Origin of the sequence: Mycobacterium sp. 1274761.0 (assembly GCF_001668615.1) — a bacterium.
GTDB lineage: Bacteria > Actinomycetota > Actinomycetes > Mycobacteriales > Mycobacteriaceae > Mycobacterium.
The window spans coordinates 1-13038 of record NZ_LZMC01000053.1 but is presented as its reverse complement, the minus strand read 5'-3'; the positions used below and the strand labels follow the sequence as shown (position 1 = coordinate 13038).

At 67.4% G+C, this 13038-nt stretch carries 12 protein-coding genes; 9 read left to right on the top strand and 3 right to left on the bottom strand.

The genetic code is table 11. The features are described from left to right. Window positions 1-4: 4 nt before the first annotated feature. A complete protein-coding gene (locus A5651_RS08560) occupies window positions 5-784 on the top strand; it encodes a 3-oxoacyl-ACP reductase (protein WP_066978304.1) in 780 nt (259 codons plus the stop codon). Between the two features lie 2 nt (window positions 785-786). Then, complete coding sequence (locus A5651_RS08555) at window positions 787-1533, top strand: FadR/GntR family transcriptional regulator (RefSeq protein WP_066978237.1); 747 nt, start codon at window positions 787-789, stop codon at window positions 1531-1533. Here A5651_RS08555 and A5651_RS08550 read toward each other — a convergent pair. Then, window positions 1519-2049: a hypothetical protein gene (locus tag A5651_RS08550; RefSeq protein WP_066978234.1), complete on the bottom strand. Its 531-nt coding sequence runs from the start codon at window positions 2047-2049 to the stop codon at window positions 1519-1521. The two genes, A5651_RS08555 and A5651_RS08550, sit on opposite strands and share 15 nt — an antisense overlap. A 185-nt stretch (window positions 2050-2234) precedes the next feature. Here A5651_RS08550 and A5651_RS08545 point away from each other — a divergent pair, with 185 nt between their 5' ends. From A5651_RS08545 to A5651_RS08530, 4 genes are all read left to right on the top strand, one after another. Beyond that, window positions 2235-5117, top strand: coding sequence for a BTAD domain-containing putative transcriptional regulator (locus A5651_RS08545; protein WP_066978231.1), 2883 nt, complete (start codon window positions 2235-2237; stop codon window positions 5115-5117). Window positions 5118-5187: 70 nt separating this feature from the next. Beyond that, on the top strand, window positions 5188-6024 hold the full coding sequence (locus tag A5651_RS08540; protein ID WP_066978228.1) for a class I SAM-dependent methyltransferase: 837 nt from the start codon (window positions 5188-5190) through the stop codon (window positions 6022-6024). A 26-nt stretch (window positions 6025-6050) separates the two neighbouring features. Beyond that, complete coding sequence (locus tag A5651_RS08535; RefSeq protein ID WP_066978225.1) at window positions 6051-6380, top strand: helix-turn-helix transcriptional regulator; 330 nt, start codon at window positions 6051-6053, stop codon at window positions 6378-6380. A gap of 146 nt (window positions 6381-6526) precedes the next feature. Next, a complete protein-coding gene (locus A5651_RS08530) occupies window positions 6527-7549 on the top strand; it encodes a HoxN/HupN/NixA family nickel/cobalt transporter (protein WP_156662743.1) in 1023 nt (340 codons plus the stop codon). A 1-nt stretch (window position 7550) separates the two neighbouring features. Here A5651_RS08530 and mtr read toward each other — a convergent pair whose 3' ends face one another. Next, window positions 7551-8963: a mycothione reductase gene (gene mtr, locus A5651_RS08525; RefSeq protein WP_066978219.1), complete on the bottom strand. Its 1413-nt coding sequence runs from the start codon at window positions 8961-8963 to the stop codon at window positions 7551-7553. Between the two features lie 5 nt (window positions 8964-8968). Then, window positions 8969-9985 (bottom strand): alpha/beta hydrolase, encoded by a 1017-nt coding sequence (locus A5651_RS08520; protein WP_066978216.1) that lies wholly within the window; start codon window positions 9983-9985, stop codon window positions 8969-8971. Between the two features lie 42 nt (window positions 9986-10027). On the opposite strand from A5651_RS08520, the gene A5651_RS08515 reads away from it, so the two are divergent. From A5651_RS08515 to cobO, 3 genes are read left to right on the top strand one after another with little or no spacing between them, the layout of a single operon-like run. After that, window positions 10028-10495 (top strand): GNAT family N-acetyltransferase, encoded by a 468-nt coding sequence (locus A5651_RS08515; RefSeq protein ID WP_066978213.1) that lies wholly within the window; start codon window positions 10028-10030, stop codon window positions 10493-10495. After that, window positions 10495-12324, top strand: a complete 1830-nt coding sequence (locus A5651_RS08510) for a magnesium chelatase subunit D family protein (protein ID WP_197496584.1) — start codon at window positions 10495-10497, stop codon at window positions 12322-12324. Before A5651_RS08515 ends, A5651_RS08510 begins: the two co-directional genes overlap by 1 nt. Window positions 12325-12336: 12 nt before the next feature. Then, window positions 12337-12954 (top strand): cob(I)yrinic acid a,c-diamide adenosyltransferase, encoded by a 618-nt coding sequence (gene cobO / locus A5651_RS08505; protein ID WP_066978208.1) that lies wholly within the window; start codon window positions 12337-12339, stop codon window positions 12952-12954. Window positions 12955-13038 lie beyond the last annotated feature (84 nt).

Below are 13038 nucleotides of genomic sequence, written 5' to 3'. Positions count from 1 at the left end.
GACCATCACAACAGATCTGACTCAGCGACTGGCCGGCAAGGTGGCCGTCATCACCGGCGGTGCCAGCGGCATCGGGCTGGCCTCCGCCAAGCGGATGCGGTCTGAAGGCGCCACCATCGTCATCGGTGATATCGACCCGGCGGCCGGAAAGCCCGTCGCCGACGAGCTGGACGGCTTGTTCGTCCCCGTCGACGTCTCCGATCAGGCTGCCGTCGACACGTTGTTCGACACTGCGGCAACGACATACGGGTCGGTCGATATCGCGTTCAACAACGCTGGCATCTCGTCGCCGGACGACGACTTGATCGAGAACACCGAACTCGACGCATGGCAACGGGTTCAGGACGTCAACCTGAAATCGGTGTACCTGTGCTGCAAGGCGGCCCTGCGGCACATGGTCCCGCAGCAGAAGGGCTCGATCATCAACACCGCGTCGTTCGTCGCGGTGATGGGCTCGGCGACGTCGCAGATTTCGTACACGGCCTCAAAGGGCGGCGTGCTTGCGATGTCGCGTGAGCTCGGGGTGCAGTTCGCCCGGCAGGGCATCAGGGTCAACGCGCTGTGCCCCGGCCCAGTGAACACGCCTCTGCTGCAAGAGCTTTTCGCAAAGGATCCCGCGCGGGCGGCTCGGCGGTTGGTGCATGTGCCGCTCGGCAGGTTCGCCGAACCGGAGGAACTGGCCTCCGCTGTGGCGTTTCTGGCCAGCGACGACGCCTCGTTCATCACCGCCTCCACCTTTCTGGTCGACGGCGGTATCAGCTCGGCCTACGTCACCCCGCTCTAATCATGTCCGCAGGCCCGGATGCTCCACTCGCTGGCGAGGCGTTGCTTCGGTCGGTGCGACCGGGGAATGCCTTCGAGGACACCGTCGGCCGGCTGCTGCAGACGATCCGGCTCGGTGTCCTGCAACCGGGTGAGTCCCTGCCGCCGGAACGGGAACTCGCGACCCGGCTCGGCGTCAGCCGCGACACCGTGCGCGAAGCGATCAAATCGTTGGCGAACGCCGGGTACCTCGTATCGCGGCGGGGACGCTACGGCGGCACGTTCTTGGCCGAGCCGATTCCGGCGCCCACCGGCGAGCAGCGGCGACTGTCGAGCGCCGACATCGACGACCTGCTGCGCCTTCGTGAAGTCCTCGAGGTGGGTGCCGCCCGCATGGCGGCCAGCCAAGCCTTGACCGCCGCCGACAGGGACGTGTTGTGGGCGCGGATGACCGATGTGTGCGACGCCTCCCATGCCGACTACCGGCGGTTGGACTCGCGTTTCCACCTGGCCATCGCCGAGGCCGCCGGTTCGCCGTCGCTGGTGACGCTGATCGCCGAGAACCGTATGCGGGTCAACCAGTTGCTCGACCAGATCCCGCTGCTGGCCCGCAACATCGTGCATTCCGATGAACAGCACGAGGCGATCGTCACGGCGATCGTCGCCGGTGACGGCGACGGGTCCGCGGCGGCCATGCTCGCACATGTCGCCGGTTCGGCGACGCTGCTGCACGGCTTTTGGGCTGATCAAACGGCGTTAGAACGTGCCTGACACGGCGTTGGTATATGCGCGGAGCTCGGGTACGCCGTTTCCCTGGACGAATCGAACCTTGACGTACACCTCGTCGGTGTCGTCACCGCATCCGAAGCTGAAACAGAAGTCCTCGTTGAGATCCCCTCTGGGCACACTGATTTCGCGCGTGAACGAGAGTCCGTATGGTGTCGCGATCAGGAGGCCACCGGCCGGCCCCGGTGCACCGATATATCCGTGGGGCAGCCCAATGGGATTGTCGTTGTCGCCGGGATCATCGGCGTACACGATGTAGTCCATTCCACCGCCGGGCGCCAGGTGGGCGAGCCGGTCGTAGGCGTCGCCCTCGCTCATCGGGAGCTTGCCTTCGACCCGGAGCAGGTAGTTCGCCGGATTGGCCGGATCGTCGGTGACGCTGAGAACCACGCCGGGGCTGTTCTGCGGCGCGGCGGATGCGCAAACATCCCCGGTGGTCAGGCCGGCGGCGGCAGCGATGACAGCTGCACCGCCGATCAGAGCTGTGGTGCTGTTCTTCATGTGTCTCTCCTTACGGGTGTCGCGCCGGACTCGCACAGGGCCACAATGGTCAAGGAGCTCCGGTGGTCAGCACATGAGGCCTTTGCCTCATATCCGTCGTTCCGGAATCCGGCAAAGGCTGCTGGCAAGCCGGCGGTGTCATGAAATCCACAGTTCAGAGGCCTCGGCTTCGTCATGCTGTAGGGGTGGCGATCGAGTTTCGGCTCCTCGGGGCGGTCGAGGCCCGAGCCGATGGGCAGTCACTCGACATCGGCCCGGCTCGTCAGCGCTGCGTGCTGGCGGCGCTGTTGGTTGACGTGAACCGGCCCGTGGCCGCCGACCGGCTGATCGAACGGGTCTGGTCGGAGGAACTGCCCCACCGCGCCCGAAACTCCCTGGCCGGTTACATATCCCGGCTCCGCGCCGCCATCGACAACCGTGGCGCGGAGATCACCAGACAGTCCGGCGGCTACGTGCTGAGCGCCGACCCGCTGTCGATCGATTTGCACTCCTTCAGGCACCTCACGCGCCGCGCCAGGGCCGCGTCGGACCCGGCGGAGGCGGACGGCCTCTTCGATCGGGCTCTGACGATGTGGCGGGGTATTCCGTTCGCCTCGCTGGACACCCCGTGGATCAACGACGTGCGAACCGCGGCCGAGGCGGAGTGGCTGGCGGCCACTCTCGACCGCAATGATGCGGCCCTGCGCGTCGGTCGCCACGGTGAGCTGCTCCCGCAGCTCGTCGCCATGTCGGCTGACCACCCCCTCGACGAGCGGCTGGCGGCCAAGCTCATGCTGGCCCAATTCCGTTGCGGTCGACAGGCTGACGCCCTCGACACCTTCCGCCTCATGCGCGAGCGCCTGGTCGGGGAACTGGGCACCGATCCGGGCCCCGCCCTGCGTGCGATACACCAGCAGATCCTGTCCGGCGATCCGGGACAACCGGTCACGGCGCCCACACCACGGGTCGCCGGCCTTACCAGGTCAACCGCAGCCGTGCCGCGTCGCATCACGAGTTTCGTTGGGCGCGAGTCTGATATCGTCGCGGCGTGCACCGCGGTGGCCGAAGCCCCGCTGGTGACGCTTACCGGCGTCGGCGGGGTGGGCAAGACCCGTCTCGCGCTCGAGGTCGCGGCCCGCCTGCAACACCGGTACGACGGCGGCGCGGTGTTCTGTGAGCTCGCTTCGCTGGATGACGGTTCGGCCGTCGGTCACGCTGTCGCCGCGGCGCTGAGGCTGCAGCAGCAGCAAGGGCTCGGCATCGAGGACACGGTGATCGAGTTTCTGCGGACGCACGAGCTGCTGCTGCTCGTGGACAACTGCGAACACGTGCTGCCCGCCGCGGCGCGGCTGGTCGACCGGATCGTCCGGAACTGTCCGCACGTGGTGGTGCTGGCCACCAGCCGGGAGGCGCTGGCGGTCGAGGGGGAGCGCATCTTCGATGTCCCGTCGCTGCCGGTGGCCGATGCCGCAGCGCTGTTCGCCGAGCGGGCCCGCTCGGCGCGCCCCGATTTCGACCTCGAAAGCGAACCCGTCGGCGCGGTCGCCGAGATCTGCAGGCGTCTCGACGGTCTGCCGCTGGCCATCGAACTCGCCGCGGCTCGGATACGCGCGATGAGCAGCATCGACGTAGCGCGCAGGCTCGACGGGCTGCGGCTGCTGCGCGGCGGCACCCGCGACGCACCTCGACGGCAACAGAGCCTCGCCGCCACGATCGACTGGTCCTATCACCTGCTCAACCCGCAAGAGCAGGCCCTGTTCACGCGACTATCGGTGTTCGCAGGCGGATTCGACCTCGACGCGGCGCACGGGGTGTGCTGCGCCGAGCGCGACACCGAGGACGACACGCTGGACCTGCTCACCGGATTGCTCGACAAGTCGATGGTGAAAATGCGCGCGGGCACCGAGCGCGCCCGCTACTTCGTGCTGGAAACGCTGCGCGCCTACGGTCGGGACCGGTTGCGGGAGAATGACATTGACGAGGTATGCGCGAAGCGGCACGCCACCTACTACACCGAGCTCGCCGAGAGCGCAGCCGCGGGCGTGCGAGGCCCCGAGGAGGGACCCTGGGTCGACCGGATGCTCCCCGACTTCGACAACCTTCGCGTCGCGTTCGAACACCTCATGGCCCTTCGCGACGTGGACACGGCGCTGCGGTTGGTGACGTCGTTGTCCGAATTCGTCCATCTGCGAATCGGTTACGAGTCATCGGGCTGGGCGGAGCGAGTCGTCGAACTGGCTGACCCGAACCACCCGCTGTATGCCGCCGCTGTCGGGTTCGCCGCGCGAGGGGCGTGGAACAAGGGCGATTTCGACCGGGCGCGCTCACTGGCCAAGCGGGCCGACGGCCGCGTGCCCGCCCGCGGCAACGGTCGCGTCGCCTACCCGGGTGATGTGCTCGCAGACTTGGCCCTGTACGAGGGGGACGCGGCGGCGGCGTTGACGCACTACGAAGCGGAAATGACGCGCGCCCGCGCCGACGATGATCCGATCCGACTGGTGTGGACGCTTTTCTACGTGGCGATTTGTCACGCTGCGCTGCGTGCCGCGGACGACGGGATGGCCGCCGCCCAGGAAGCGGTCGAGGTGTCCGATTCGACGGCCAATCCCACGGCGCGGTCGATGGCGCGGTATGCCCTGGGATTGGTGCTGAAGAAGTCGGAGCCCGACCGGGCGCTGGCGTTGTTCGACGACGCCGCCGAGCTGGCCGCATCGGTACAGAACTTCTGGTGGCACGGAATCGCGCTGATGGAGGCCGCCGCCACGCGTGCCGTCCACGGCGAAACCGCTACGGCGGCAAGAGCTCTCATCCAGGTCATCGACCATTGGGATCGGGTGGGGGATTGGAGCCAACAATGGCTGAACCTGCGCTATGTGACGCGGTTCCTGCACCGGGTGGGCGCACACGACGAGGGGCTGACGCTGCATCACGCACTCCTCGCGGCGGGAAAGGGGTCGCCGCTGGACGGGGTCGAGCCGGATCGTGGTGCCGGCCAACTCGTGAAGACCGGTCCCGAGGCGGTGGCCTTGGCCCGTTCGGCCCTGAAGCGGTGCATCCCCGAAAGAGCCGCTGAGCAGGTCATTTCATAAACACTGAAGGGTAACTCAATGCCGCGGGCTCACGCTTGGAGGGTCAAGTCACCCCAATAAGGAGCCAAGGATGACCACCGTTGACGCCGACCGTGAAATCAAGTCCAAACACCGCGCGCTGTGGGCCTCCGGCGATTATCCGGCCGTCGCGGCCGAGTTGATCCCCGCCTTCGGGCCCGAGATCGTGCATGCCTGCCTGATCCGTGCCGGCGACCGCGTTCTCGATGTCGCCGCCGGATCCGGCAACGCCGCGATACCGGCGGCCGAGACGGGCGCCAGCGTCACGGCGAGCGACCTCGCGCCGGAACTCCTCGATGCGGGGCGGCGCATCGCCGCCGAGCGTGGTGTCGAGCTGGAGTGGGTGGAGGCGGATGCCGAATCCCTCCCGTTCGCCGACGACAGCTACGACGTCGTGATGTCCACCGTCGGTGTGATGTTCGCGCCGCACCACCAGGCAGCCGCCGACGAGCTGATCCGGGTGTGCCGTCCCGGCGGAGTGATCGGGTTGATCAACTGGACCCCGCAGGGCTTCATCGGCAACCTGTTCAAGACGATGAAGCCGTACGCGCCTCCGCCGCCCCCTGGCGCGAGCCCGGCACCCTTATGGGGCGATGAGAATCATGTGCGCGAGCTGTTCGGCGCCCGGGTGACCAACCTCTTGATGCGTCGTCGAGAGATCGTCATGGACCACAGCGCGACCCCTGAGGAGTTCCGGGAGTACTGGAAGCGCAACTACGGGCCGACCATCGCGGCGTATGAGTCCAACGTGGGCGACCCCGACCGGATCGCGGACCTCGACAGTGATTTCCTGGCGTTCCTCACCGAGTGGAACGCCGCCACCGAGCCGGGAAAGACCGCTTATCACGCGGAATACCTGCTCGTCACCGCGACGAAAGCCCAGGTGTAACCGGCGGCTGGATTACATTGTGAGCAGTGGACAAGCCCGTGAAGCAGCTGTTGGTCGAGCGCGCGTCGTCGGCCCTGGCCGATGTCGACACCGCAGGTTGGACCCTGCGCTTCGACCTGCTGTCGGATCCCAACCGGCTGGAGATCCTGCTGTGCCTGCACCGGGCGCCGGGCATCTGCGTAGGGGACCTGGCCGCCGCTCTCGGCCGGTCGGAAAACGCGGTTTCGCAAGCGCTTCGGGTGTTACGTCAGCAGGGGTGGGTGAGTTCGACCCGGACCGGGCGAGAGGTCAGTTACAAGCTCGAAGACGAAATCGTGCACGAGCTCTTGCACCGCATCGGCGCCCGGCACGGCTGACCGCTGACCGGACGACCCATGAACATCTGTTCAGCTAGACAGATTTCCGGTGGACCCCTAGGCTCGGGTCGGTGACTGTCGCGACGGAGTGGAAAGCGCCCGATACGAAGCGATACGATCGAACCGATCGGCTGTCGATTGCCTCGATGGGCGGCGTTGTCCTCGCGCTTCACGTCTTCGGATGGGGTGTCCTGGTGTTCGGCGTGGCACCGCAGCACCTCACCCTCGGGTCAGCCGGCGTCTTCGGCGTCGGGCTCGGCGTGACGGCCTACCTGCTGGGCGTGCGGCACGCGTTCGACGCCGACCACATTGCGGTCATCGACAACACGACCCGCAAGCTGGTCGGGGAGGGCACGCGTTCGCTGTCGGCCGGCTTCTGGTTCTCCCTCGGCCATTCGAGCGTGGTGTTCGGGTTGGCGTTCCTGTTGGCGATCGGCGTGCGGGCCGTGGTGGGGCCGGTGCAGGACGAGAACTCGCCGCTGTTGCAGACCCTGGGCCTGGTCGGCTCGTTGGTCGCCGGCACCTTCCTCATCCTGATCGGGCTGTCCAACCTGTTCGCGGCGGTCGGCATCGCCAAGCTGTTCCGCCGGATGCGCGGCGGTGAACTCGACGAGGCCGAGCTCGAGCGTCAACTGCAGCAGCGCGGCTTTCTCGCGCGGCTGTTCGCCAGGGCCATGCGCCGGGTCAGCAAGCCGTGGCATCTGTACCCGGTCGGGCTGCTGATGGGCCTGGGCTTCGACACCGCCACCCAGGTGGCGCTGCTGGTGCTGGCGGCGGGCACTGCGGCGTTCACCCTGCCCTGGTACGCCATCCTGGTGCTGCCCGTGTTGTTCGCCGCGGGCATGAGCCTGTTCGACGCGCTCGACGGCATCCTGATGTCGAGGGCTTACGGCTGGGCGTTCCTGCAGCCCGTCCGCAAGGTGTACTACAACCTGACCGTGACCGTGCTTTCGGTGATCGTCGCCCTCGTCGTCGGCGTCATCGTGCTCGCGGGCCTGCTGGCCGAGCGTCTCGGCGTCGACTCGGGGCCGCTGGCGGCGATCGGTTCCGCCAACCTCGAATTCGTCGGCTTCCTCATCGTCGGATTGTTTGTCGTCGCGTGGGTAACTGCGATGGCGGTCTGGCGCTACGGCAACATCGAAGGGCGCTGGGCTCCCGCCGCCGACTGAACTAGTGCCGCTTGGCCGGCGGCCACGGCGGCTCGCCGCAGAGCGAGAGCAACGCGTTCTCGATCACCTCGGGGAGCGCCGGGTGGATCCAGTACTGGCCGCGAGCCATGTCCTGGCCCGCAAGACCGAAACTCATCGCCTGGATGATCGGCTGAATCAGCGATGACGCCTGGTAACCCATGATGTGCGCGCCCAGGATAGTGCCGGTTCCGGCTTCGACGATGATCTTCGCGAAGCCGGTGGTGTCTTCCATCGCCCAGCCGTAGGCCACGTCACCGTAGTCCTGCACCTTCGACATGACGTCGTGCCCCTGTGCGCGAGCCTGGTTTTCGGTCAAACCGACCATGGCGATCTGCGGTTCGGTGAACACCGCCGACGGCACGAAGCGGTGATCGGAGCTCTTCAACGAGTCGGTGTCGTCCCAGTCGAGCAGCAGGTTCTCGCGCACGACACGCGCCTCGTGGTTGGCGACGTGCTTGAGCTGATACTTCGAGCTGACATCACCGAGTGCGAAAACCCCACGGGCAGTAGTGCGTTGATATTCGTCGACGACGACGCTGCCGTCGCGCACCTCGATGCCCGCCAGCTCCGCGTCGAGCTGGTCGCCGTTGGGCACCCGGCCCGTCGCCACGAGCAACACATCGGCCTGCAACGTCGAGCCGTCGTCCATCCGCAGAGTGATGCCGTCGTCGTCCTGGGTCGCGCCGACCACATTGCGGTGGCTGTGGATCTCCCACTTCTTCGACGCGATATCGGTGAACCGCTCACATACGGTGTCGTCGCAGTGCTTCAGCAGCGTCCTGCCGCGGATGACGAGTGACACCCGGCTGCCCAGTGCGGAGAAGGTATGGGCGAACTCGGCAGCGACGAATCCGCCGCCGATGATGACGAGATGTTCTGGCAGAGAGCCGATCCGCATGACGGTGTCACTGGTGTGGTATTCGACACCACAGTCTGAGATCGCGTCCGGAATGGCCACGCGCGAACCCGCCGCGATCACCACCTGGCCCGCGCTGAACTCCTCACCGGCCTCGGTGCGCAACGTGTAGCGGCCGTCACCCGTGGTTCCGGTGAAGCGGGTGTGGCTGTCGTAGACCGAAACGTTCGGCGATGACCGGCGGTAGTTCTCGCCGCCCATTGCGATCGGATCGATACGGCCGAACACGCGCGAGACGATGTCGTTCCAGCGCACGCCGTCCAGCGTGGCGTCGACGCCGAATCGTTCCGTATCCCGGACGTTTTGGGCCACCTCTGAGGCGTAGACGAACATCTTCGTCGGGATGCAGCCCACATTCAGGCAGGTGCCGCCGAATGTGCCCTGCTCGCATATCGCGACCCGCTTGTCGGTGTAGCGCCCGTCCAGGATCGAGTTGCCTGAGCCCGTGCCGATGATCGCGATGTCGAAATGTTCCATTCGGGTCATCCTTGTCGTTCGGACTCTGCGGGGACGCCTGCTGACGGTGACCAATCGACATACCAGTCAAGCCAATTCGCCAGTTCGCGGAATGCCGTGGTGCGCGGCCCGGCCAGTGACAGGAACACGTCATGTTTGGCGTCGACGATGGGCACCACCGTCGTCCGGTTGCCGATGCAGCCTGCCCACCGCGCGATCTGGTGGACGTCCAGCACGGCGTCGCCGCGCTGAATGACCTGCGGATCCGGGACCTCGCGCACGCTGTGGTCGGAGCGCAGGATCAGGTTCGGCACACCCACGTCGAGCCCGCGATGCAGCCGGGCATGACCACGCCTGATCGCGTTGATCCAGCCGTAGGTCACCGGGAATCCGCCGACCGGTTTCCAGGTCAGGTTGTAGTCGAACTCGCCGTGGTAGTCGCGGTGCAACGAGGTGCCATAACCACCTTCGGTGGGTGCCCGGGCCACGAGCTTCTTGCGGAACCGCGAAACCGCGGCGATCGCGGCGGTACCGAAGGTGCGCAGGATCGCCGGTCCCTGCAGATCCAGCCACGGGCTGTTCAGGACCAGACCGTTGACGTGCTTGGCCCCGGTCGCGCCGCGGCGCCGCAACCGGTCCAGCCAGAGCGACACGATGAGCCCGCCCGCCGAATGGCCGTACACCAGCACCTTCCCCCCACCGGTTTCCGCGACGACGAGGTCGAGCGCGCATTCCAGCTCGGCGTCGTAGCGGGCCAGATCGGTGGTGAAGTGCGGCGTCTGGCCCTCCCGCCAGGAGCGGCCGCACTTGTGCAGGTCCAGGGCGTAGAACGCGAAACCGCGGTCGGCGAAGGCTTTGGCGACCTCGGTGTGGAAGAAGTAGTCGGTGAACCCGTGCACCAGCAACACGGCGTGCTCGGCAGTACGCCCGTCGCCGGCGCGCACCAGGGTGGCCACGAGTTCGCCTTCGCCGTCCGGGTCGGGGCCGAGCGCCAGCGTCTGCTGCCAGTAGCCGGGCAGCACGTCGGGCTCCCAGGCAGTCACGTCAGCTACCTTAATCGTGCTCGGGATAACCTCGAATTCGTTATGACTGTTGCGCTGCGCCGCGCCTGGGCCAAGGACCTCGACACCGCCACGCTCTATGAGCTGCTCAAGCTGCGGGTCGAGGTGTTCGTCGTCGAGCAGGCCACGCCGTACCCGGAACTCGACGGGCGCGACCTGCTGGCCGAAACGCGGCACTTCTGGCTGGAAGCACCCGACGGCGACGTCATTTCCACCATGCGGTTGATGGAGGAACACTTCGGCGGCGAGAAAGGGTTCCGCATCGGACGGGTGTGCACCAAGCGCGCCGCCCGGGGTCACGGCCATGCGAACCGACTTCTCCAGGCCGCACTGGCCGAAGTGGGAGACTACGCCTGCCGCATCAACGCCCAGACCTATTTGGAAGACATGTACCTCAAGCTCGGTTTCGTCCGCGACGGCGAGGAGTTCCTCGACGACGGGATACCGCACGTGCCGATGCTGCGCGGCCGCAACGAAACCGAGCAACCGTGATCCCGGCCTACCCGTTCAGCGCGATCGTCGGACACGACCGGCTGCGGCTGGCGTTGGTGCTGTGCGCGGTGCGCCCCGAAATCGGCGGCGTGCTGATCCGCGGCGAGAAGGGCACGGCCAAGTCGACGGCGGTGCGCGGTCTGGCGCAGGTCCTTTCGGCCGTCGACGCCGATTCCGCGCTGGTAGAACTGCCGATCGGCGCCACCGAGGACCGGGTGGTCGGCTCGCTGGATCTGCAGCGGGTACTGCGCGACGGCGAGCATGCGTTCTCGCCGGGGCTGCTGGCCCGCGCACACGGCGGCGTGTTGTACGTCGACGAGGTCAACCTCCTGCACGACCATCTCGTCGACGTGTTGCTCGACGCAGCCGCGATGGGCCGGGTGCACATCGAGCGCGACGGCATCTCGCACAGCCACGAGGCCCGGTTCGTGTTGATCGGCACCATGAATCCCGAAGAGGGCGAGCTTCGTCCACAGCTGCTGGACCGCTTCGGCCTCACCGTCGACGTGCATGCCTCACGCGATGTCGAGGTGCGTGCCGAGGTCATCCGCGCGCGCATGGCGTTCGAAGCCGACCCGGCCGCCTTTGCGGCCGCCTACGCCGACCTGGATGTCGAGCTGGCCGCGCGCATCGCCGCGGCCCGCCGCGCCGTCGACTCGGTGGTGTTGCCGGACCACGAACTTCGGCGCATCGCCGCGCTGTGCGCGGCGTTCGACGTCGACGGCATGCGGGCCGACCTGGTGGTCGCGCGAACGGCGGTGGCCCATGCGGCGTGGCGCGGGGCTGGGACTGTCGCCGAAGAGGACATTCGGGTGGCCGCGGAATTGGCGCTGCCACACCGGCGCAGGCGCGATCCGTTCGACGATCCGGGGCTCGACCCGCAGCAGCTCGACGAGGCGATGGCCCAGGCGGGCGAGTCGGCCGGCGAACCCGATCCTGATCCGGACCCTCCCGGCGGCGGAGGTTCAGCGACTGCTGACTCGGAAAGCCCTGCGATACAAGGTGATTCATCGTCATCAAAGGTGCGCCACAGCGCGGCGCCCTCCGGTGTCTTCAGGACGCGGACGCTGGTGGTGCCCGGCGTGGGGGAGGGCGCGCCGGGCCGCCGGTCTCGTGCGCGCAACCGCACCGGAACGACGGTGTCGTCGACGCCGGATCCCGACGAGGGCCACGGTGTGCATGCCTTCGCCACACTGCTGGCCGCCGCACATCGCCAGCGACGGGCCGGCAGGCCGCGCGTCGAGCCCGCCGATGTCCGGCGCGCGATTCGCGAAGGCCGCGAAGGGAACCTAGTGATCTTCGTGGTCGACGCCTCGGGATCCATGGCGGCCCGCGACCGCATGGCCGCGGTCAGCGGCGCGGCACTGTCGCTGCTGCGCGACGCCTATCAACGACGCGACAAGGTGGCGGTGATCACCTTCCGCGCACAAGACGCCACGGTATTGCTGCCGCCGACATCGTCGGTACACATCGCCGGGCGCAGGCTGGCGCGGTTCGACACCGGTGGGAAAACGCCGCTGGCGCAAGGTTTATTGACCGCCCGGGACCTGGTGATGCGGGAGAAGGCCCGCGATCGCGCGCGCCGTAGCCTGGTCGTCGTGCTTACCGACGGGCGCGCCACCGGTGGCGTCGACCCGCTCGGGCGGGCGCGCGCCGCTGCGGCCAAACTGGTCGCCGAGGGCGCCGCCGCCGTCGTCGTCGATTGCGAAACATCGTTCGTGCGACTGGGTTTGGCCGAGGAGCTAGCCTGCCATCTGGATGCGCCTGCCGTTCGGCTTTCGCAACTACGGGCCGACGATCTCACTGCTGTGGTCCGCACCGCCGCATAAGGGAGAAAACACATGCCTCAGGGTCGACCACAGACCATTCCCGACGACGGCCTGACGACTCGCGCTCGGCGCAACGCGCCGCTGCTGGCAGTGCACACCGGCACGGGAAAGGGCAAGTCGACCGCCGCGTTCGGGATGGCCTTGCGGGCGTGGAATCAGGGCTTCAACATCGCGGTGTTCCAGTTCGTCAAGAGCGCGAAGTGGAAAGTGGGCGAGGAGGCCGCTTTTCGCGAACTCGGCCGGATACACGACGAGCATGGCGTCGGCGGACCCGTCGAATGGCACAAGATGGGATCGGGCTGGTCGTGGACGAGGGACAAGGCGGGCACCGACCTCGACCACGCGGCCGCCGCTGCTGACGGGTGGGCCGAAATCGCCAGCAGGCTCGCCGAAGAGCGCCACGACTTCTATGTGCTCGACGAGTTTACTTATCCGCTGAAATGGGGATGGATCGATGTCGACGATGTCATCGGTGTGCTGACCGCCCGGCCCGGCATGCAGCACGTCGTCATCACCGGCCGCGACGCCCCACAGCCGCTGCTCGACGCCGCCGATCTGGTGACCGAGATGACGAAGGTCAAGCACCCGATGGACGTCGGGCGCAAGGGCCAGAAGGGCATCGAGTGGTAGCCCCTCCCCGCGAGCGGGCGTGTCTGCACACGACAGGCCGGTGATCAGTCGCACTGGCCGTACGCTCAGGCCGCGGTGAGCGTG

Bases quoted from the DNA above. Each gene is read 5' to 3' on its own strand.
- A5651_RS08515 (WP_066978213.1), top strand. From the start codon at position 10,028: ATGACTGTTGCGCTGCGCCGCGCCTGGGCCAAGGACCTCGACACCGCC.
- A5651_RS08555 (WP_066978237.1), top strand. From the start codon at position 787: ATGTCCGCAGGCCCGGATGCTCCACTCGCTGGCGAGGCGTTGCTTCGG.
- A5651_RS08540 (WP_066978228.1), top strand. From the start codon at position 5,188: ATGACCACCGTTGACGCCGACCGTGAAATCAAGTCCAAACACCGCGCG.
- cobO (WP_066978208.1), top strand. From the start codon at position 12,337: ATGCCTCAGGGTCGACCACAGACCATTCCCGACGACGGCCTGACGACT.
- A5651_RS08550 (WP_066978234.1), bottom strand. From the start codon at position 2,049: ATGAAGAACAGCACCACAGCTCTGATCGGCGGTGCAGCTGTCATCGCT.
- mtr (WP_066978219.1), bottom strand. From the start codon at position 8,963: ATGGAACATTTCGACATCGCGATCATCGGCACGGGCTCAGGCAACTCG.
- A5651_RS08530 (WP_156662743.1), top strand. From the start codon at position 6,527: ATGGGCGGCGTTGTCCTCGCGCTTCACGTCTTCGGATGGGGTGTCCTG.